20 protein-coding genes and 1 pseudogene are annotated in these 20,825 nt (G+C 64.9%); 13 read left to right on the forward strand and 8 right to left on the reverse strand.

Annotation, left to right across the window (positions count from 1 at the left end; translation table 11 throughout):
• The 6 genes and pseudogenes from scpA to VOI29_RS10375 all read left to right on the forward strand — a co-directional run.
• Nucleotides 1-1,523: pseudogene (gene scpA / locus VOI29_RS10350) on the forward strand (methylmalonyl-CoA mutase); the annotation flags it as partial.
• Between the two features lie 306 nt (nt 1,524-1,829).
• Entirely contained in the window at nt 1,830-2,318 is a 489-nt protein-coding gene (locus VOI29_RS10355; protein ID WP_323778458.1) for an MAPEG family protein, read from the forward strand.
• 114 nt (nt 2,319-2,432) lie between these two features.
• On the forward strand, nt 2,433-3,041 hold the full coding sequence (locus VOI29_RS10360; protein ID WP_323778461.1) for a VOC family protein: 609 nt from the start codon (nt 2,433-2,435) through the stop codon (nt 3,039-3,041).
• On the forward strand, nt 3,038-3,559 hold the full coding sequence (locus VOI29_RS10365; RefSeq protein WP_323778463.1) for a GNAT family N-acetyltransferase: 522 nt from the start codon (nt 3,038-3,040) through the stop codon (nt 3,557-3,559). The genes VOI29_RS10360 and VOI29_RS10365 overlap by 4 nt, the downstream gene beginning before the upstream one ends.
• Before the next feature lie 9 nt (nt 3,560-3,568).
• Nucleotides 3,569-4,267 carry a molecular chaperone DjiA gene (locus VOI29_RS10370; protein ID WP_323778465.1) on the forward strand — a complete coding sequence of 233 codons (699 nt, stop codon included), beginning with the start codon at nt 3,569-3,571 and terminating at the stop codon, nt 4,265-4,267.
• A complete protein-coding gene (locus VOI29_RS10375) occupies nt 4,248-5,243 on the forward strand; it encodes an endonuclease/exonuclease/phosphatase family protein (protein WP_323778466.1) in 996 nt (331 codons plus the stop codon). The genes VOI29_RS10370 and VOI29_RS10375 overlap by 20 nt, the downstream gene beginning before the upstream one ends.
• A 105-nt stretch (nt 5,244-5,348) precedes the next feature.
• On the opposite strand, the gene VOI29_RS10380 is transcribed toward VOI29_RS10375, so the two are convergent.
• A complete protein-coding gene (locus tag VOI29_RS10380; protein ID WP_323778468.1) occupies nt 5,349-6,431 on the reverse strand; it encodes a hypothetical protein in 1,083 nt (360 codons plus the stop codon).
• A 251-nt stretch (nt 6,432-6,682) separates the two neighbouring features.
• Between VOI29_RS10380 and VOI29_RS10385 the strand changes: the two genes are divergently transcribed.
• Nucleotides 6,683-7,063: a hypothetical protein gene (locus tag VOI29_RS10385; RefSeq protein WP_323778469.1), complete on the forward strand. Its 381-nt coding sequence runs from the start codon at nt 6,683-6,685 to the stop codon at nt 7,061-7,063.
• A 15-nt stretch (nt 7,064-7,078) separates the two neighbouring features.
• Here the strand turns inward: VOI29_RS10385 and VOI29_RS10390 are convergent, their stop codons facing one another.
• The 3 genes from VOI29_RS10390 to VOI29_RS10400 are packed head-to-tail and all read right to left on the reverse strand — an operon-like array spanning nt 7,079 to nt 10,492.
• Nucleotides 7,079-8,653 carry a Ppx/GppA family phosphatase gene (locus VOI29_RS10390; RefSeq protein ID WP_323778491.1) on the reverse strand — a complete coding sequence of 525 codons (1,575 nt, stop codon included), beginning with the start codon at nt 8,651-8,653 and terminating at the stop codon, nt 7,079-7,081.
• 52 nt (nt 8,654-8,705) lie between these two features.
• Complete coding sequence (locus VOI29_RS10395) at nt 8,706-9,413, reverse strand: HdaA/DnaA family protein (RefSeq protein ID WP_323778470.1); 708 nt, start codon at nt 9,411-9,413, stop codon at nt 8,706-8,708.
• Nucleotides 9,414-9,418: 5 nt separating this feature from the next.
• On the reverse strand, nt 9,419-10,492 hold the full coding sequence (locus VOI29_RS10400) for an AI-2E family transporter (protein ID WP_323778472.1): 1,074 nt from the start codon (nt 10,490-10,492) through the stop codon (nt 9,419-9,421).
• Between the two features lie 440 nt (nt 10,493-10,932).
• On the opposite strand from VOI29_RS10400, the gene VOI29_RS10405 reads away from it, so the two are divergent.
• The 5 genes from VOI29_RS10405 (at nt 10,933) to VOI29_RS10425 (ending at nt 17,164) form a co-directional block, all read left to right on the forward strand.
• A complete protein-coding gene (locus tag VOI29_RS10405) occupies nt 10,933-12,534 on the forward strand; it encodes a BCCT family transporter (protein WP_323778474.1) in 1,602 nt (533 codons plus the stop codon).
• A 534-nt stretch (nt 12,535-13,068) separates the two neighbouring features.
• Entirely contained in the window at nt 13,069-14,424 is a 1,356-nt protein-coding gene (proS, locus tag VOI29_RS10410) for a proline--tRNA ligase (protein ID WP_024089530.1), read from the forward strand.
• Between the two features lie 245 nt (nt 14,425-14,669).
• Complete coding sequence (locus VOI29_RS10415; RefSeq protein ID WP_323778476.1) at nt 14,670-15,956, forward strand: lipoprotein-releasing ABC transporter permease subunit; 1,287 nt, start codon at nt 14,670-14,672, stop codon at nt 15,954-15,956.
• Nucleotides 15,949-16,632: an ABC transporter ATP-binding protein gene (locus tag VOI29_RS10420; RefSeq protein WP_323778478.1), complete on the forward strand. Its 684-nt coding sequence runs from the start codon at nt 15,949-15,951 to the stop codon at nt 16,630-16,632. Before VOI29_RS10415 ends, VOI29_RS10420 begins: the two co-directional genes overlap by 8 nt.
• 211 nt (nt 16,633-16,843) lie before the next feature.
• Nucleotides 16,844-17,164: a polymer-forming cytoskeletal protein gene (locus VOI29_RS10425; RefSeq protein ID WP_323778480.1), complete on the forward strand. Its 321-nt coding sequence runs from the start codon at nt 16,844-16,846 to the stop codon at nt 17,162-17,164.
• Between the two features lie 60 nt (nt 17,165-17,224).
• Here VOI29_RS10425 and VOI29_RS10430 read toward each other — a convergent pair whose 3' ends face one another.
• The 4 genes from VOI29_RS10430 to VOI29_RS10445 form a co-directional block, all read right to left on the reverse strand.
• A complete protein-coding gene (locus VOI29_RS10430) occupies nt 17,225-17,659 on the reverse strand; it encodes a DMT family transporter (protein WP_323778481.1) in 435 nt (144 codons plus the stop codon).
• Nucleotides 17,660-17,821: 162 nt separating this feature from the next.
• Complete coding sequence (locus VOI29_RS10435) at nt 17,822-18,502, reverse strand: hypothetical protein (RefSeq protein ID WP_323778483.1); 681 nt, start codon at nt 18,500-18,502, stop codon at nt 17,822-17,824.
• A gap of 18 nt (nt 18,503-18,520) precedes the next feature.
• Nucleotides 18,521-19,177 (reverse strand): DNA-3-methyladenine glycosylase I, encoded by a 657-nt coding sequence (locus tag VOI29_RS10440; protein ID WP_323778485.1) that lies wholly within the window; start codon nt 19,175-19,177, stop codon nt 18,521-18,523.
• Between the two features lie 28 nt (nt 19,178-19,205).
• Nucleotides 19,206-19,970, reverse strand: a complete 765-nt coding sequence (locus VOI29_RS10445) for a hypothetical protein (protein WP_323778487.1) — start codon at nt 19,968-19,970, stop codon at nt 19,206-19,208.
• A gap of 503 nt (nt 19,971-20,473) precedes the next feature.
• Between VOI29_RS10445 and VOI29_RS10450 the strand changes: the two genes are divergently transcribed.
• Complete coding sequence (locus tag VOI29_RS10450) at nt 20,474-20,740, forward strand: hypothetical protein (RefSeq protein ID WP_323778489.1); 267 nt, start codon at nt 20,474-20,476, stop codon at nt 20,738-20,740.
• The last annotated feature ends 85 nt before the right edge of the window (nt 20,741-20,825 follow it).

Genomic DNA, 20,825 nt, shown 5'->3' on the forward strand with positions numbered 1-20,825 from the left:
CCTCGATGCGGATCATCTCGGATATCATTGAATACACCTCGAACGAGATGCCCAAGTTCAACTCGATCTCGATCTCCGGCTACCACATGCAGGAGGCCGGCGCGAACCTGGTGCAGGAGCTGGCCTATACCATCGCCGACGGGCGCGAATACGTGCGCGCCGCTTTGGACGCCGGCATGGATGTGGACAAATTCGCCGGCCGCCTGTCGTTCTTCTTTGCGATCGGCATGAATTTCTTCATGGAAATCGCCAAGCTGCGCGCTGCCCGCACCCTGTGGCACCGGGTGATGACCGAATTCGGCGCCAAGTCCGAACGCTCCAAGATGCTGCGCACCCATTGACAGACCTCGGGGGTGTCCTTGCAGGAGCAGGATCCCTACAACAACGTGATCCGCACCGCCTATGAGGCGATGAGCGCGGTTCTGGGCGGCACCCAGTCCCTGCACACCAACGCGCTGGACGAGGCCATCGCGCTGCCCACCGACTTCTCCGCCCGGATTGCCCGCAACACCCAGCTGGTGCTGCAGGAGGAAACCGGCGTCACCAATGTGGTCGACCCGCTGGCCGGCTCCTACTATGTCGAAAGCCTCACCAACGATCTGATCGAGCAAGCCTGGGCGCTGATCGAAGAGGTCGAGGAGATGGGCGGCATGACCAAGGCGGTCGAGAGCGGCATGCCGAAGCTGCGCATCGAGGAAAGCGCTGCCCGCCGCCAGGCGATGATCGACCGCGGCGACGAGGTGGTGGTCGGCGTCAACAAGTACCGCAAGGACAAGGAAGACCCGATCGACATCCTGGATGTCGATAACCACGCGGTGCGCGACGCCCAGATCGCCCGCCTGCAGAAGATGCGCGAGACCCGCGACGAGGCCGCCTGCCAGGCCGCGTTGGATGAACTGACCCGCCGCGCCCAGGCGGGCAGCGGCAACCTGTTGGAAGCCGCAGTCGAAGCCGCCCGCGCGCGGGCCTCAGTCGGAGAGATCTCCATGGCGATGGAAAAGGAATTCGGCCGCCACCGCGCCGAGGTGAAGACCCTGGCGGGCGTCTATGGTGCCGCATACGAGGGTGACGAGGGCTTTGCCGCGATCCAGAAATCGATCGAGGATTTCGCCGAAGAAGAAGGCCGCCGCCCGCGCCTGCTGGTGGTGAAAATGGGCCAGGACGGCCATGACCGCGGCGCCAAGGTGATTGCCACCGCCTTTGCCGACATCGGCTTTGACGTCGACGTCGGCCCGCTGTTCCAGACCCCGGCCGAGGCGGCGCAGGACGCCATCGACAACGACGTGCATGTGATCGGCATCTCCAGCCAGGCCGCAGGCCACAAGACGCTGGCACCGCAGCTGGTTGAGGCGCTGCAGGCCGAAGGCGCAGGCGACATCATCGTGATCTGCGGCGGTGTGATCCCGCAGCAGGATTACGAGTTCCTGTATTCCAAGGGCGTCAAAGCAATCTTCGGCCCCGGCACCAACATCCCCGAGGCCGCCCAGGACATCCTGCGCCTGATCCGCGAAGCGCGGGCCTGACCCAGAGGTTTGGCGCTTGCGGGCAAGGGGGGGCACTCCCGCACCCGCAGGTGCCTGCCCTTCGGGGCAGACCCCTTGGCGGCTTTTGGCTTGGCAGCCAGCCTTCAGGCTGGCTGCCGGCATCGCGCGCCAGCGGCGCGCGATGCCGCGCCCAACCGGTGCGGATGTGCCAAAGGCACGGCCGCCAGCGGGCGGGAGCGCTCCGGTCCGGAGATTTGTTTTCAGAACCCGCTGCCTCTTTCCGCTTGGCTGTTCAGCCTGGCGCTGGATCTTGGCAAACCGGCGGCGCGGTGATTGAGTGGCGCCATGCAGCGATCCAAACGTCCCCAGATCCTGACCGGCATGGCCCTGGGCGCCCTTTGGGGCGTCGTGGTGACCGGCCTGCCGCAATGGCTCGGCCTGCCGTATATCCCGGCCCCGATCGCCTTGCCCGGCGCCTTCCTTGCGCCGGGTCTGATCCTCGCCCTGATCATCGGCCGCATCGCGCAGCGGCGGTTCTTTGACGATACGATCATCGACGGGGCCCCCTTTGCTCCCGGCTCGCCGGCCGGGATCGACCAGCGGGTGCTGACCAACACCGCCGAGCAGCTGGTGCTGGCGCTTGCGGTCTGGCCCTTCGCCGCCGCGGCACTGGGCGGCGCGGTGGTTCTTGCCCTTGGCCTGTCTTTTGCGCTGATGCGCATGCTGTTCTGGGCCGGCTATCACCTGTCGCCGCCGCTCAGGGGGCTGGGCTTTGCCGGGACGTTTTACCCGACGGTGATTGCGGGTGTCTGGGCGGTGGCGGTCTGGTTCTGAAACTATGCTGCCCGGAACACGCCGCAACCGCCACGCGCCCGCCCGGCCCAAAATCCCGCCTTGAACCCCGCCGCCGCACCGTTAGTCTCAGCCGCAAAAGCGGAGGGCGCGCATATGATACTCGACCACCTGGCCGTGGCAGGCACAACGCTGGCAGAGGCCGCGGCGCATCTGGAGGAGGCCCTGGGCATCGCCCTTGGCCCCGGCGGCGCCCATGCGCGCTATGGCACCCGTAACCGGCTGATCGGGCTGGCGGACGGGCTGTATCTTGAGGCCATCGCCATCGACCCGGAGCAGCAGCCGCAGGAGCAGCCGCGCTGGTTCAACCTCGACCGGTTCACCGGCCCCGCGCGGCTCAGCAACTGGATCCTGCGCAGCGAAGATCTGGAGGCCGAAAAACCGCTGCTGCCGCCCCATGCGCAGCGCCATGTGGCAATGCAGCGCGGCTCCCTCAAATGGCTGATGACGGTGCCGGCGGACGGGCTGCTCCCCTATGACAATCTCTTCCCTGCGGTGCTGCAGTGGCAGGCCGAGCCGCCTGCGGGCAAGCTGCCGCAATCGGGCTGCAGCCTGACCCGCCTGATCCTCAGCCACCCGGAGGCGGCAGAGCTGCAAGCCGCGCTGGACCGGATCCTTGCAGACCCGCGCGTCGCAGTGGAGCCGGGGGCGCCCGCGATGATGGCCGAATTCGCCACCCCGCATGGGCCAAGGGTGCTGCGATGAAAATCCGCTCTGCCTGCCCGGATGATGCCGAAGCCGTCTGCGCCATCGCCAATTGGGTGATCCGCGACACGCTGGCCACCTTCAACAGCATTGAAAAATCGCCCGAAGATGTCCGCCACCAGATCGAGGCCGGCAACGGCGCCTATCTGGTGGCGGAACAGGACGGCAGGATCCTTGGCCACGCGCATTTCTTTCCGTTCCGCTCCGGCCCCGGCTACCGCTGCACGGCGGAGCATACGATCCACCTGCTGCCCGAAGCGCAAGCGCAGGGGGCGGGCCGCGCCTTGATGCAGGCTTTGGAGGCCAAGGCGGAACAGGCGGGCATTCATGTGCTGATCGCCAGTGTCAGCAGTGCCAACCCCGCGGCAATCGGTTTTCACGCCGCCTTGGGATACCTGGAAACCGCCCGGATGCCGGAGCTGGGCTGCAAGCAGGGACGCTGGCTCGACACTGTTTTCATGCAGAAAATCCTGACACCCGGTATTCCCGCCCCTGACAACCCCGGCAAAGACGCATAGGCTGGCAGCATGTCACTCTGGACCCGCATATCCGACGCGCTGGCCGCACTTGCCGCAGGCGAAAGCCTGTCCGAAGTTTTCGACCGCCTGCGCGCACCGCCCGAACGCACCGTGGCCTTTGCCATTGCCGTGATCGCGCTTGGCGCCAAGATGGCCAAGGCCGACGGCCAGGTCACCCGCGACGAGGTCACCGCCTTTCGCGAAGTGTTTCAGATCGCCCGCGATGATGAAACCGGCGCCGCCCGCGTCTTTGACATGGCGCGCACCGATGTGGCCGGCTACCAGGAATACGCCCGCCGCATCCACAGCATGTTTGCCGATGATCCCACCACGCTGTGCGACCTGATGGAGGGGCTGTTCCACATCGCCATGGCGGATGGGTTCTATCACCCCGGCGAGAATGAATTCCTCGAGGAAGTGAGCCGCATCTTCGGCCAGACCCCGCAGCAGTTCCAGGCGCTGCGGGCCCGGTTTGTGCCGGATGCACCCAAGGATCCCTATACCGTGCTGGGCGTCTCGCCGCAGATGTCCAGGGAGGAGATCCGCATGCATTGGCGCAAGCTGGTGCGCGACACCCACCCGGATGCGATGATCGCCCGCGGCGTCCCGGAGGAGGCAGTGCGGCTGGCGGAAAAGCGGATGATCGACATCAACCGCGCCTGGGACGAGATCAGCGGGTGCTGCGGCAATGCGGATCGCAACCTATAATATCGAATGGTTCGCCGATCTGTTCGACAAGAACGACCGGCTGATGCTGGATGGCAAGCCGTCCGGCGTTTACGGCGTTGACCGCTACACGCAGGGGCGGGCCATCGCCCATGTGCTGCAGCGCATCGACGCCGACGCCATCATGGTGATCGAGGCCCCCAACACCGGCCGGACCCAGCGCAGCACCCGCGCGCTGGAGAATTTCGCTGCCGAGGCGGGCCTGCGCGCGCGCGAGGCGGTCAGCGGATTTCCGAACGACACCCACCAGGAAATCGCGCTTCTTTATGATCCCGATGCGCTGGACGCGGTGCATGATGCCCGCGCCAGCGAGACCGCCCCGCTGTTTAACGGCGTGTTCGAGATCGACCTCGATGTTGATGAACGGCTGGACAAGGCGGAGTTCTCCAAACCGCCGCTGGAACTGGCGGTCACCACCCGGGGCGGCACCGCGCTGCGGATGATTGGCGCGCATCTGAAGTCCAAGGCGCCGCATGGGGCCAGAATGCCCAAGGACATCACTGCCCTCGCCATTGCCAATCAGCGCAAGCAGCTGGCGCAGGCGAATTGGCTCCACCGGCGGGCCGCGGAACATGTGGCCGCAGGTGAGCATGTGATCGTGATGGGCGATCTCAATGATGGCCCCGGTTCGGACGCCTACGAAAAACTCTTTGGTCAGTCTTCGGTCGAAATCGTGATGGGCGATTTGCTGAATGACCCCCACGCGCAATGCCTTCTGCCGCCGCGCGCCACCTCGCTGCCCAGTAGCTCGCGGTTCTACAACGCTGAGACCAAACGGTATTTTACGGCACTGCTGGATTATGTGATGATCTCGCACAGCCTGATGGGGTTCGCCCCCAAGTGGCGGATCTGGCACCCGTTCGAGGATGCGGAATGCTATGGCGATGACGAGATGCGGCAGGCGCTGCTTGACGCCTCGGACCATTTTCCGGTGACGCTGGATATTGACCTGGCCTGAGTCGCTGCCTGCGGTGCAGCCATGGCCAGGCCCAATTGACGCAAGTGCCAGATAGCAGTGTGGCCCCCGGACGGCCGCCACTCCAAGGTCACAAAGGCGGCCGGGTTATTTTTCCAGCTTGAACCGGCTTGGGTCGGGATTCATTTTGTTGACCAGCTTTTTCGCCCGCTTTTCCAGATCATCGTTCAGCTTCTTTGTTGCTTCGTCGGTCTTGGCCTTTACCGCCTTGGGGTCGGCCTTCTTGTCCTTTTCCTTGGCCTCGGCTTTGGCTGCCTTTTCGGCCTGTTCCTTTGCCTTCTTGCGTTCGGCGTCGACCTTGGCCTTGGCAGCCTTGAATTTCTTGTCGAAGAGCGACTTGTAATTCTTCTCGATTTCCGCGTTCCGTTTCAGCTTTTTGCCTTTCGGCAGCTCATCCGTCAAAGCGATGTATTCGGCGTAGTTTTCCACGCAGGCATTGACCTCTTTATCGCTGCGTCCGGGCCGCGTTTTCTTGACGACATCCGCCTTGTCTGCTCCGCCTTTCACGGCCTTGCGCGGCAGTTCCACATGCCAGGGATCATCCGGAGCCAGATCCGGCTTCTTGCCGCCCCAGTTTGCCAGTTTGGCGCCCTTGACGGCATCGGCCCATGCTTTGGCAAAATCCGCATAGGACATGATGGCCCAGACTTCCTTCTTTTCGTCGAGGTGGTCGGCATGGGAATACTTGGACGGAAAATAGGTCAGCAGGTTGGTTTTCTTGTGCGGGATGACCTTGGATTTGCCGGCCCGGACGGCCGTGACCGGAACATGGATTGCCGCCCGCCGCATATGGGCAGAGGAGCAGGTGCTGGACCAGCCTTTTATCGCGTAATAGGCTTGCTCGTCCGCTGTGCGCAGGCCGCTGCTTTCGATGGTGTCGCTGATGGCCGCGCTAAAGCTTGGAATCCGTTTTTCCAGCTCGCTTTTTTTCTTGGCCAGCTCCTTTGCATCGGGTTTGCCGCCTTTGGCCTCCTTCTTCGCCTTTTTCTCCAGCTCGGCCTTGGCTTGTTTCACCGCCTCGGTTCTGGCTTTTGTGAAGGCCGCATTTATTTTCGGAACCAGTTTGCCGGCGCGCTCGCTTACTTCCTTGGCAAGCTGGTCCGTCAGTTTCTTACTGTCGTCTTTCTTGGCAGCAGGTGCTGCCTTGGCATCTGTCTTTGGCGTATTCATCGTGACGAGCCTCCTGACCTGACGATCCCCGGCAGAGGTTTGCAAGGGGCAGGGTAGTCGCCGCGCCGCCGTTGCGGCAACAGCTTTGTGACCGGGCCATTTGCGCGCAACAGACATTTGCAGCCTGCGCCCCCGGGCCGGATGGTGCCGGGGGGCTGCCGGGCAGCGGCCTGTGTTGCTGTGACTGCGCTTCGCATCTCCTTGGCGCGGCCCCCTGTTCCTGCCGTCAGCCTGTCCCTATATTACCCCTCATGAAACAGATCCTTTTGCCCGCCGCCCTGACCGCCCTGATGTCCGCTCCGCTTGCCGCCCAGGAAGCGGGTGAGGAGGGCGATGCGCCCTCGCTGATGGAACGCGGGGCGGAGCTGTTCTGGGAGGGGCTGCGCGAGGAAATGGCGCCGGCTCTGGAAGACCTGCAAGGCATGATGGAGGAGATCGGCCCCTCGATGGGCGCTTTCCTGGCCGAAATGGGACCGGCCCTGGCGGACATTGCCAAGCAGGTGGAGGACTGGAGCGCCTATGAGCTGCCCGAGATCCTGCCCAACGGCGATATCATCATCCGCAAAAAGCCCAAGGACAATGCGCCCGCGGACAAGGATCAGGGGGATGAGGAAGGCGTCACCGAAATCTGACGCCCGCAGGCCCGGTCATTCGGCGTCAGGCGGCGGCGCGGGCTTGTTGAAGGTCAGGACGATCTCAGCCTCCAGTGCCTTGCCCAGAGCCTGCAGCCTGGCTGCAGCCACTTCGCCGTACAGCGGCCGGGCCGCATCCGGCAGTTCGGCATGCAGAACCCGCTTGCGCGGCTGCCAGCGCAGGGAGCCGATATCGCCGCTGCTGGTCAGCATCAGCATGGCGCCGAACCGCATCGCCTTGCCTAGCACCTCGGCCTCGTGCTGGCCTTTCACATCCAGCAGCGCATAGAGATTCTCAAAGGCGCTGCCCTGCCGCTTGTTGCTGTAGCGGTGCAGCAGCGCCAGCCCCAGGAACACCCGCTCGGAATGTTTCAGCCCGCCCAGGTTGGCGCGGGTGGCATTGTCGAAACAGACCTCGGCGCGGTAGTCGGGATGGGCGCGCCAGCTGACGTCATGCAGCAGGCAGGCCGCCTTGACCAGCCGCCGCTTGGCAAGCCGGGCACCGCTGAACAGCGGGATCACGAAGTCATAGAGGGTGCCGCCGAAGCCGGGCACGCGGGCATCCTTGGCCTCGGCAAAGCGCGAGGCCTCGATCAGCGGATCGCGGGCGCGCAGGCGCTGCGGCATCTGCTCGTACAGCAGGCCCTCGCGGATGCCATAGCTGGACACCGCGATATCCTTGGGCTTGAAGGTCTTGACCAGCCGGGTCAGCACATCGATCGCATAGGGCACCAGCGACATCCGGCTGGAGGAGATGCCGCAGGCGTCGCGCAGCTTGTCCAGATTGCGGGTCTCGATGTAGCGCGCGGTTTCGCGCACGTCCCTGGCCGTCATCCGGTATTCATGCAGCACCTTCAGCGGATAGCCGCGCCGGTGCATGTCGATCCGGGCAATCGCCCGCCAGCTGCCGCCGACCAGGAACAGGCGGTCGCGCTGCGGGCCCATTTCGCCTTTCAGCTGCTCGATCACCTCCCGGATATGCGCCCTGCGGCCCTTGCGCCCGCCCTTGATGTCGCGCAGCTTCAGCGGCCCCAGCGACGAGGTCAGCCGCCGCCCGACGGTGTTCTCCTGGATCTCCGCCAGCTCCATCGAGGAGCCGCCGATATCGCAGACCAGCCCATAGGCGCCGGGCCAGCCCAAAAGCACGCCTTGCGCCGACAGCCGGGCTTCCTCGCGGCCGTCGATGACATGGACCTTCAGGCCGGTCTCGCGCAGCACCTCGGCGCAGAACTCCGGTCCGTCCGCGGCATCGCGCACCGCCGCGGTGGCGACGGCGGACAGCGGCGGCAGGCCCATGCCCCTGGCCAGATGCTGGAACCGGCGCAGCGCCGACAGCGCCCGCACCCGGCCCTCGGGGTTCAGCCGGCCGCTCTCCGACAGCCCGGCCCCCAGCGCGCACATGACCTTTTCGTTATAGAAATAGGCCGGGCTGCGGGCGGCGCCGTCGAACACCACCAGCCGGACCGAGTTGGAGCCGACATCGACTACCCCCACCCGCGACAGCGCCCGGGCCCCGGGGTCGTTAAAGATCGGGCGGCCGAAGGGGCCCCAATCGGTCTTGGCGGCGGCGGGGTCCTGGGTGACGTTCATGAGGGCTCCGTCTGGCAATCCGCGGTCAGGATGGTCGAAGGCAAGGCAGCGGTCAACCGCTTGCGGATGCGTCATTTTCCGTGGCCTCCTGGCGGATCTCGGACAGCGCCCGCACCGCCAGCGGCCTTGACAGGCTGCGTTTTTCGGCCAGCGACAGGTGGTCCAGCCGCCCGACGATCCGCGCCGCGGCGGCAAAGGAACGGTCCATATGCGCGACCAGATAGGGAATCACGTCCGGCTTCGGGGTGATCTGGCGGTCGTTGAACAGTTTCGCCAGCACCACCGCCAGCAGCTGGTCGTCCGGCGGCTGCAGCTCGGCGTGGGTGGCGGCCTGCACCCGGCTTTGCAGATCGGGCAGCGACAGCCCCCACAGGTTCGGCGCGCCGCGACCGGTCATCACCAGCGAATGGCCGTTTGCCAGCACCATATTGTGCAGATGGAACAGGGCGTTCTGCTGTTCGGTGCGGCCGGCGGTCTGCGGCACGTCCTCGACCACCACGGGGCCCTGCGCCAGTCCCGGCACCGCCTCGGCGGTCAGCGCTGCGGCCGCCAGGATCCGCGCGCCCGACTGGCTGGCCCAGACATGCGCCAGATGGGTCTTGCCGGCGCCCTTGGGGCCGGTCAGCACCAGTTTGCCGCTGGGCCAGGCAAAATGCGGGTCCAGAAGCGCCACCGCCATCGCATTGGACGGGGCGACAAAGAAATCCTCCCGCCCCAGCGCAGGTTTCGCCGGGAGGTCAAAGCTCAGCTGTTGTGCCATGTGACTTATTCGGCCCCTGCGTCCCGGTGGCTTTGCCCCTGATAGAGGCGGCTGTGCAGATACTGCCCGGTCAGGAACCGGGCGACGACCCCCAGCGCGGCGGCGACAGGAACGGCCACCAGCATGCCGACGAAGCCGAACAGGGCGCCGAACACCGACAGCGCCAGCAGCAGCCACACCGGGTGCAGACCGACCGAGCCGCCGACCAGCTTGGGGGTCAGGAAATTGCCCTCGGCGACCTGGCCGACGGCAAAGATGACGGCGACCATCCCGATCGACAGCCAGTCGCCCCAGAACTGGAACAGCGCCAGGCCAATCGCCAGCGCGCCGCCGATCAGGGCGCCGAGATAGGGGATGAAAGTGACCAGCCCGGCGATAAAGCCGACAGCGAGGCCGAAATTCAGCCCCACCAGCATCAGCGCAACGGCGTAATAGGTGCCGAGGATCAGGCAGACGGTGCCCATGCCGCGGATGAACGAGGCCATCACCGTGTCGATCTCGCGGGCCAGGTGGCGGATCACCGGCTGATGGTCGCGCGGCAGCAGCTCGTCAATGCGGGCGACCATGCGGTCCCAATCGAGCAGCAGATAGACCGCCACCACCGGCACGATGACCAGCAGAATCACCACGTTCAGCAATGACACCGCCGACCCCGCGACCGACTGCAGCACCTCGACCGCCCGTGATTGCATTGTCTGCAGGAAGGCGGTGACCGCCTGATGGATGCGGCTGTTCTCCTCAAAGACCGAGGGGAAATGCTCGGAGGCGAAGCTGCGCAGATCGCGCATCAGTTGCGGCAGCACCTGTGCCAGGTCGATCATCTGCGACACCAGCGCCGGCACAACCAGCACCAGCAGCAGCAGGAACACCAGCAGCGCGCCGACCGTGATGAGGGCGGTGGCCGCAGTGCGGCTCAGCCCCCAGGCCTCCAGCCGGTCGGCGATCGGGTCGATCATATAGGCAATCGCCGCGCCCAGGATGAAGGGCATCAGCACACCGCCAAGCGCCCACATCACCACGGCAAACACCACTGCGGCGATGCCCCAGTATTTGAACTGTTTCTGTGCTGGTAGCGCCATGGTCAGACAAGCCGCCCTTTATCCGTTTGGTTCAGGATCTTGACGGGTAGTCTTCCCTGAAGGGGCAGGCGCTTGCAAGGGCTGCGGGCAAATCGCCTGTGGGCAAGCCGGGGATAAGGCGGAAAAGGCCGGGGGCAACTGGGGGGCAACTGCTGAAGGCTTCCCGCCCCTTGCGGGGCAATCCCTTGGTTCTGGCCAGGTCTGTGCCGCCCTTGCCGCAGCTGAGGGCGATGGTTCCGGTATCAGTTTCGAATCTTGAACGGCGGTTCACGTTCACTTGCCTCAGGACGGGCCGAAAGCGGTATCGCCGCAGGCGCGCGGCGGCGGCCTTTTGCGCGATCTGCGGCCTGCCGCAGCAGCAGGCCTGAATACCGGATTAGGCGATTTCTGAATTTAATGCGACACTTGGCAAATCGTTCACGAGAAAAAGGGAAGGCGTCATGCCAAAGGCAAAGAAAATGCTCGATCCCGATCCGAGGGTTTGGGACTTCGAGACAGAACATGAGCTTGGCCAGGACAACATCCGGCCGTTCGGCCTCGATATCCATAATCCGGTCTTTTTGATTTCCAGCGTTCTGATCGCGGCGTTTGTGCTGATTGCGCTCGCCAATCAGGAGGCTGCAGCGGTCTTTTTCGGCTGGCTCCGGCCCTGGCTCACCAGCACCTTTGACTGGTTCCTGGTGCTGTCGGTGGATGCAATCACCCTGTTCTGCCTGGCGTTGATCGTTCTGCCGGTCGGCGCGGTCCGGATCGGCGGCAAGGATGCGACGCCGGATTATTCCTATGCCGGGTGGATTGCGATGATGTTCGCGGCCGGCATCGGCATCGGCCTGCTGTTCTTCGGTGTGCTTGAACCGGTCTATTACAACTTCTCCGAAGGCGGGGCAGCCCGGCCCCTGAACATCGACATCACCCAGCCGGGCAATGAATACATCGGCATTGTCGGCACCATCCACCATTGGGGTCTGGAGGGCTGGGCGGTGTATGCCGCAGTTGGCCTGTCGCTGGCGATCTTCTGCTACAACCTTGGCCTGCCGCTGACTCTGCGCTCGGCCTTTTACCCGATCCTGGGCGAACGGGTCTGGGGCTGGTGGGGCCACGCGATCGACACGCTGGCGGTCTTTGCCACCCTGTTCGGGCTGACCACATCGCTGGGCCTGGGGGCGCAGCAGGTGGCGGCCGGGCTGTACGAGGTCTTTGGCATCGAACCGTCCCCGACGGTGGTTGTGCTTTTGATCATCGGCATCACTGCGATTGCGCTGGGCTCGGTGCTGCTGGGCATGGATGCCGGCGTCAAACGGCTGTCGGAGATCAACATGGTGATGGCGGTGGCGCTGTTCATCTTTGTGATTCTGGCCACCGGTGTTGTGTCGGCCATCACCCGTTATTTCAGCGTGATGGCGGATTACGTGATGCTGCTGCCGGAACTGTCGAACCCGTTCGGGCGCGAGGACACCAGTTATTTCCACGGCTGGACCACCTTCTACTGGGCCTGGTGGATTGCCTGGTCGCCCTTTGTCGGCATGTTCATCGCCCGCATTTCCAAGGGCCGCACGGTGCGTGAATTTGTGCTCTGCGCGCTGATCGCCCCGACCGCGGTCTGCGCGCTGTGGATGTCGACCTTTGGCGGCGGTGCCATCGATATGCTGAATGCCGGCGGCGCCGAGGGCGTCAAGGCGACGGTGATCGACAGCTACAAGCCCGAAGGCGCGCTGTTCGGCTTCCTGAAGGAGCTGCCGCTCTATTCGATCGTGGCGCCGGTGTCGCTGGTGCTGATTGTGATCTTCTTTGTGACCTCGTCCGATTCCGGCTCGCTGGTGATCGACACCATCACCGCGGGCGGCAAGATGGATGCACCGGTGATCCAGCGGGTGTTCTGGTGCACGCTCGAAGGTCTGGTGGCGATTGCGCTGCTGCTGGGCGGCGGGTTGTCGGCGCTGCAGGGGGCGGCGGTCTCGACCGGCATCCCGTTCACGCTGGTGGTGCTGATCATGTGCTACTGCCTGTGGCTGGCGCTGCGGGCCGAGCGGGCGAAGATGTAGTTCAACCCGGAAGACCGCGTGATAGACGTGATAGAACTGCGGGCGCTCCGGCGCCCGTGGTTTTTTGCTGCGATCGGGCATGCTGCCCAACACAAGGCCCGTGCCTGACCTTGGGGAGGCGTGAAGCGCCTTCCCGGGGGAAGGTCAGGCGCGGGCCGTGCCGCTGCGCGCCACGCCCCCGGAGAAATCCTGCCAACGCCGCTCTTTGACTTGCACGGTTGGGTGCGAGGGGCTCCGCCCGTCCGAACCTCAAACGCTCCCCCGGAGCGTTTGCCGCTGCGCGGACCAGTTCGAACTCCCGGGGGGAAGTCAGGCGCGGGGTGTGCGGCTGACGCCGCACGCCCCAATGGGTACACCGCCAGCGTGACCTTCCAAGGCACCGGCCTCAGCGAAGGGCTCCGCCCGTCTGTCCTTCCCGATGGTTGGCTTCCCAAGCAGGGGCTTTTTATCAGGAAAAGAACATCCCCTTGCCCGCATCCCTCACAGCCACTAAACCGGGCGGGACCCCGACCACACATCATTGATGGAGCCAAGATGCGCCTGTCCCGCTATTTCCTGCCGGTTCTGAAGGAAAACCCCTCGGAAGCCCAGATCGTCAGCCACCGGCTGATGCTGCGCGCCGGGATGATCAAGCAATCCTCCGCCGGGATCTATTCCTGGCTGCCGCTTGGCTTCAAAGTCTTGAAAAAGATCGAAAGCATCGTCCATGACGAGCAGATCCGCGCCGGCCACATCCCGATGCAGATGCCGACCATGCAGTCCGCCGACCTGTGGCGCGAGTCGGGCCGTTACGAGGCCTATGGCCAGGAAATGCTGCGGATGAAGGACCGGCATGACCGCGACATGCTGTTCACCCCGACCGCCGAAGAGCTGATCACCGACATCTTCCGCGCCCATGTCAGCAGCTACAAGGACCTGCCGCTGACGATGTATCAGATCCAGTGGAAATTCCGCGACGAGATCCGGCCGCGGTTCGGCGTAATGCGCGGCCGTGAATTCTATATGAAGGACGGCTACAACTTCGACCTGACCAAGGAAGACGCGCTGCACGCCTACAACCGCCATCTGGTCAGCTACCTGCGCACCTATGAGCGGATGGGGCTGCAGGCGATCCCGATGCGCGCCGATTCCGGACCCATCGGCGGCGATGACACCCATGAATTCCTGGTGCTGGCCGACACCGGCGAGTCGGAAGTGTTCTATGACAGCGCCGTCACCGATCTGACCTTTGGCGACCGCGAAATCGACTATGACAGCGTCGCGCAGTGCCAGGGCGTGCTGGAGGAGTTCACCTCGAAATATGCCCGCACCGACGAGACCCACGACGAAGCCCTGTTCAACCAGATCCCCGAGGAGCGCCGCCGGGTGGCGCGTGGCATCGAAGTGGGGCAGATCTTCTATTTCGGCACCAAATATTCCGAGGCGATGGGCGCCACTGTGCAGGGACCGGATGGCAAACCGGTGCCGGTCCACATGGGCAGCCACGGCATTGGCGTGTCGCGCCTTTTGGGGGCGATCATCGAGGCCAGCCATGACGACAAGGGCATCATCTGGCCCGAGGGCGTGACGCCGTTCCATTGCGGTATCGTCAACCTCAAGCAGGGCGACGACGAGGCGGACGCCGCCTGCAACCAGCTTTATGCGGCGCTGACGGCGGCCGGGCTGGACCCGCTTTATGATGACCGCAAGGAACGGGCAGGCGGCAAGTTTGCCACCATGGACCTGATCGGCCTGCCGTGGCGCATCACGGTCGGCCCGCGCGGGCTGAAGAACGGCGTGGTGGAGCTGACCTCGCGCCGCAGCGGCGAGAGCGAGGAGCTGAGCCCGGAAGAGGCGGTCAGGAAGGTGGCCGCGGTCTATGCCAAGCACCCGACCGGCCGCGGCTTCTGAGCGCCGGTCACCCGCTTGAAATGATTGCAGGAAGAAGGGCGCGGCTTCGCGCCCTTGTTTGCATGTCCGGGGGCAAGAGTTTTCAGGAAAACGCTTGGCAAATCTTTTTCGCAGAAGATTTGGCTGGGCTGCGGTGGCCGCTTTCTGCCGTGGCTGGCGGATTATCCGGCCGATCTGCAACCACATCTTGACCCCGCGCGCCGGGCAGCACAGGTTGCAGGCAAATTTCCCGGGCAGGACCGCATATGGCCACGACACCTCCGCCGTTTTCACGTTTCGAATGGATCATCGCCTGGCGGTACTTGCGCGCCCGCAAGGCCGAGGGCGGGGTCAGCGTGATGACCTGGATCAGCTTGATCGGCATTACGCTTGCGGTGTTTGCGCTGATTGCAACGCTGGCGGTGCGGTCGGGCTTCCGCTCGGAGTTTGTCGGCACCATCCTGGGCGCCAACGCGCATGTGACGCTGTATTCCTATGGCGAGGTGACCGAGGCCGGGGTGCTGGACCGCTCGCTGACGGATTATGAGGCGCTTGCTGAAACGGTGGCCGCTGTCCCCGGCGTCACCCGTGCAGCGCCGCTGGTCAAAGGCCAGGTGATGGCGAACCTGCGCCAGCGCAACGCAGGTGTCGAGGTGTTCGGGATTTCGGCTGCGGACATCAAGGGCATTCCCGGTGTGGCCCAAAGCGAGGAGGCGCTGGGCGATCTGGCGCGGTTTGAAGACGGCATCGCCATCGGCTCGGGGGTGGCGCGCGAACTGGGGGTGGGCCTGGGCGGCAAGATCAAGCTGATCTCGCCCAACGGGGTCAAGACCGCATTCGGCACCAGCCCGCGGGTCAATGCCTATGAGGTGGTGTATATCTTCACCGCCGGGCGCTGGGACATCGACCGCACCCGCGTCTACCTGCCGTTTGCCGAGGCGCAGAGCTTCTTCAACCGCGAAGGCGCGGCGGATGAGATCGAGGTGATGGTCGAGGAGCCGGAAGACGTCGATGCGATCGCGGCCGCGATCCTGGCGGCGGCAGGCGGCACCGCGGGGGTGTGGACCTGGCGCGATGCCTCGGGCGGGTTCCTGCGGGCCTTGGAGGTCGAAGACAACGTGATGTTCATCATCCTGTCGATCCTGGTGCTGATCGCGGCGATGAACATCGTCTCGGGCCTGATCATGCTGGTCAAGAACAAGGGCCGCGACATCGGCATCCTGCGCACCATCGGTCTCAGCGAAGGCTCCGTCATGCGGGTGTTCTTCATCTGCGGCGCCTTTACCGGGGTGCTGGGCACGCTGTTCGGCGTGCTGCTGGGCTGCCTGTTTGCGCTTTATATCGATCCGATCTTCTCTTTTGTGAACTACCTGATGGGCGGCGGGGTCTGGGATCCGTCGATCCGCGGCATCTATGCGCTGCCGGCCGAGCTGCGTGCGGGCGATGTGCTGTCGGCCGTTGCCCTGTCGCTGGGGCTGTCGTTCTTTGTGACCATTTTCCCGGCCCGCCGCGCGGCGCGGCTGAACCCGGTGGAGGCGCTGCGCTATGAGTGAACCGACGCTGGAGCTGACCGGGATCAGCAAATCCTATCTGCAGGGCACGCCCGGTCAGGTCGATGTTCTGCGCGGCGCCGATCTGGCCTTGCAGGCGGGCGAGGTGGTGGCGCTGGTGGCGCCCTCCGGTGCCGGTAAATCGACACTGCTGCATATCGCGGGCCTGCTCGACACGCCGGACGCGGGAGAGGTACGGGTTGCGGGCGAGGACGTGACCCGCAAGGGCGACCGCCGCCGCACCCGCGTGCGCAGGCAGGAAGTGGGTTTTGTCTATCAGTTCCACCATCTGCTGCCGGAGTTCACCGCGCTGGAAAACATCGTGCTGCCGCAGCTGGCCAATGGCGCGGCGCAGAAGGCCGCCGCGGCGCGGGCAACGGATCTTTTGGCCGCTGTCGGCCTTGCGGGCCGGGCCGGCCACCGCCCGGCGGCCTTGTCGGGCGGCGAGCAGCAGCGGGTTGCCTTTTGCCGGGCACTGGCCAATGCACCGCGGGTGCTGTTGGCGGATGAACCGACGGGGAACCTTGATCCCGGCACCGCGGACCAGGTCTTTGCTGCGCTGATGGAGCTGGTGCGCGGCACCGGCATGTCGGCGCTCATTGCCACCCACAACCTGGAATTGGCCGCGCGCATGGACCGGCAGGTGAAACTGCAGGACGGTCTGCTGGTGCCGGTCTGAGCAAACTGCGCCTTGGCGGCGCAGAGCCTCCGGCGGGAGTATTTGGGGAAAGGTGAAGGCGGGCGCCAGGGGCGGACTGCGCGCGGGGCCGGCGGAACCTTGCCGGGCGCCCCAGGGCAGGACTATGGCCGGGAGCAGCGGTTTGCTATCAGGTGTTCAAACCGGGCCTTTCAGGATAGGCTGACCGGGGATGCGCAGAAAGGGCTGAGACGTGGTGAATTCGGTAATCGAAAAAGATGTGACTATTGAGGGCAATATCACCTCCAGCAAAGGCAGTGTCGAAGTCCGCGGGCGGGTGATCGGCGATCTGTCGGCGCAGGCGGTCACGGTGCATGCGGGCGGCACGGTTGACGGCGCCCTGAGCGCGAAGTCGGTGACCGTTGAAGGCATCTACAGCGGCAAGATCGAGTGCGAGGACCTGCGGCTGGCGGCCAGCTCGCAGGTAAAGGCGGATGTGTCTGCCCACAGCATGGCCACCGAAAGCGGCGCGCAGGTGGAAGGCACAATCCGGATCGCCGGCAAGAAGGGGTAAGGGCAGGCGGCGGGCTGCCGCTGCTGAAACACCGGATGTTTCCGCATTGCCCGCCCCCGGTCACGCCATCTGGGTGATCCAGACCCCCAGCGCCATCACTGAAATACCGGCTGTGCGGGTCAGGGTCAGCGGGCTGATCCGGGCGCCGAACAGCCCGAAGTGGTCAATGGCCGCCGCTGAGATCAGCTGGCCGATCAGCACAAAGAACACCGCGTTGCCGACCCCGAAATGCGGCGCCACATAGGTGATGGACAGCACGTAGAAGGCCACCAGCACACCCGCCAGCAGCAAGTGTTTCGGTGCCGCCGGGATTTTCGACAGGGCCTGCGGTCCGGCGATCAGGCAATAGATAAGGGTCGAAACCAGCGCGATCAGGAACAGCACCACAGCGGCTGAGGCGGGAGAGCCGATCAGCTTGCCCAGGGCCGCATTCAGGGCGGCCAGAACCGGAATGCCAAGGCCCGCGGCCAGCATGATGAGGGCGTATTGAGTCAAGGGCCTGTGCCTTTCGTGGTTGCAGGACCGTTCTGGACACAATCGGCCTGCGGGGACAACTGCGACGTTGCGGCGCCGGACTCCGGTGTGAAACCCGGCCCGGAAGAATCGGCTTTCCATACCTGGTTTCCGCAACCGCTCGCAGCGCCGGGAAACGCAGGGTCAGTCGCAGATGCCGCGCAATCCGGCGTCTTTCCAGGGCAGGTAGACATCGCTTTCGCGGCTTTGCGGCAGGGCGCTGACGGGCATTGCCGCCGCCAGCATCCCGTGCAGCCGGCGGGTCCGTGCCGCCTGCGGCGCCAGGGCGCGGCAGCAGACGTATTCCTCGATGATGGCGCCTTGCTGCTCAAAACCATAGGTGAGGAAATCCGGCTCCCCCTCCAGGTCGAACAGGTAGGGATCGCGGCGGCCGCCATGCTCGGCGGCGGCGCGCAGCGGGTGGTAGCCGGTTTGCCTGCGGTTCTGCCACTGCCAGACATGGGTCGCCTCATGCGCCAGCAGCATCGCCTCGACCAGGTGCAGCTTGTCCGGGTAGTCCGGCAGGTAGTCGTCGCTGTACCAGTCCCGGACGAAAAAGATCCGGTTGAACAGCGCAACCGCGGCGGGGGAGGAGGTGACGACCTCGTCGGTGACCGGCGGCAGGATGCGCTCGCGGCAGGTGACGCGCGGGCGCTGTGAGCGGCGGAAGGTGATGGCGGCAACCGGCGCGCCCTTCACGATGCGGAGCTTGCCGGCGTCCAGGCTGGAGCCGTGCAGCCCGGCCAGATAGGCGCGTTCCGTGTCCGTCAGCGGGCGGCCGCAGGCGGAGACAGCCAGAAGGGCAAGAAGCAGAAAGCGGATCATCCGGTCGCGGCCATCCGGTCAGCAGCTCATCGCCAGCACGCGGCTGATGTCAGTCAATGTGCGGCCCGATTGTTCCATCCAGGTGTTGAAGGCGGCCTGCACCGCTTTCATCGCAGTCTTGGAGGCGGCGGGTTTGCCGATCACCCCTTCGGCGACCAGCCGGGCGGTGACGTCCTTGGACAGGATGAAACTGTCGCGGCCGGCAAAGCGCATGGCGTATTGGCCGGTGCTGCCGCCCAGCCGGCAGCCGCGTTTCCGGAGCATCTCCAGCAGGCCGGTGTAATCGGTGGAGGGCCAGCCGCCCAGAACCTGGCCCGCACCGCCGTCCGCGCGCAGGTCCATCAGGAAGGCGGCGTTTTCGCGCACGCTGGCCAGTTTGGCGCCGTTCCTGACCACCCGGGTATCCTGCAGGATCCGGTCGAATTCCTCTTCAGCCATAAAGGCGCAAGAGCCGGGGTCGAACCGGTGAAAGACTTCTTCAAACCCGTCCCACTTGGCCTCGATCACCTGCCAGTTGAAGCCCGCCTGGAAGATGCATTTGGTCATGGTTGCCAGCCAGCGGTCTTCGGGCAGGGCGGTGGCATCGGGGCCGGATCTGGTGAGTTTCGCCTCCAGCGCCTTTGCGCCGCCGTGGCGGTCTGCGGCGATGGCGTGGATCTCGTCGAATGTTCGCATGGCAAATCCCTGAGCGTGCCGGAAGAGGTTAGCGGCGCGCGCGCAGCTCGACAATCGATTTGCCGAGCCGGAACGGGGCGGCAAAGCTGACCAGGCACAGCGCGATGATCTGCCAGACCAGGATATCGGCGTTGGCCTGCAGGTATTCCCATTCGTCCTTCAGCTTGGAGACATGGGCGATGAGGGCGTCATAGGCGCGGGCGATGATCAGGTAGTCGCCGGCAATCGCGGGCACCTTGCGGCGCATGTTGTCGACGGCGGCCTGGGCGGTGCCGTCCAGCGCGGTGAAGACCAGGAAGGCGGCCGGGTCAAAGGCGCTGGCCTGGGCTTTCATCTCCTGCATCGCGCCGGTGCTTTCTGCGCCGCTGCCGAACAGGAGGCGGAGGCCCTGCAGCGGCGCGACTTCATCGGTCACCGCGATGAACAGCGGCAGTTCGGCGTTGCCGGCCGTCGAGGCGGAGAGGAATTCGACCTTTTCGCACAGGACCGCGATGTCGGCGTCATAGGCAGGGTCGCAGAACCTGAGCCGGAACCGGGCGGCGTCGCGGTCGAAGGCGGCGGTCGCGGCATAGGCGATGTCGATCTGGCGTTCCAGCCTGGATGAGTCGGCGGCGTAGATGCCGGAGATCACCGCGGCCAGCGCGCCGAAGCCGCCGAGCACCACCCAGACCAGATCCGCCAGTTTCCAGGCGCGGTGGCCCGCGGGTTTGCGGAACAGGAAGGCGGTGCCGATCAGGCCGGCCAGGAAGAACAGCAGCAGCAGGGGCAGCTGGTTGTCTGCGATAAAGGACATGCCCGGATCTCTTTTGCGTTGTTGCTGTCGGGATAAGTTTAGGAACAGGACGGGGTTTCAGGCAACCGCGCTCACGCAGGTGTCATGCGGCGGCGTGTGCGCATGGGTTGGGCCGGGCGGGAGGCGGGCTCCGTCCGGGGATCTGCTGCCTGGGGCCGGGGGGCCGGTATATGCGCAAGGCCGTGTCGTGCTGGCCGGGTCAAAGGAGGCGGCGCCGCCAGGATGGTGGAGGGCCGGATGGGGATCGCAAGGCCCCATGTCCGCTTGAAAGCTTCCTGTTTGCGGACCCCTCCCTGCACCCGATGAAGAGGTGGTCTTTGGGGGTCCGTATCTCCTGCTGGTGCGGGGTGTCAGTCCGCACCGGTGCCGCGACGCATTGCAGTATGGCAGGCCTGGGTTAAGGGCGCGCAAGCGGGGCGTGCGGTGGTTTGGGGCTTGGCGCAACACTTGCAACCGCTGCGGCAGCAGGGGAGAAAGATGGCACGTACTGGAGAACATCGACTATGACTGATTTGAACAAAGCTTACGCCGATGCGCAACAAGCCATGGCTCTATTGAAATCTGCGGTTCGCACTGTTTTGGAAATGGCACCTGAAGGCGGGCTAAAGAACGCGGAAATTGGGCGTGCCCTCGGCATCTATGGTGGGCACGTTGAGCATGTTGGCCACATCTCTAGGACACTATTGGAAATGCTGAAAGAAGAAGGCGTAGCCGTGCAGGATCCGGAAACGAAGATGTGGCAGTTATGCGGTCAACGCATTAGAACGTGAAAATTTTGCAATGCCCTCCTGGGACGTGGGGCCCCAGCCGCACGGCCCGCGCCTGACCTTCCCCCCGGGAGTTCGAACTGGTCCG

The sequence above is a fragment of the Leisingera sp. genome (assembly GCF_034669605.1).
In the GTDB taxonomy this organism is placed as follows: Bacteria; Pseudomonadota; Alphaproteobacteria; order Rhodobacterales; family Rhodobacteraceae; genus Leisingera.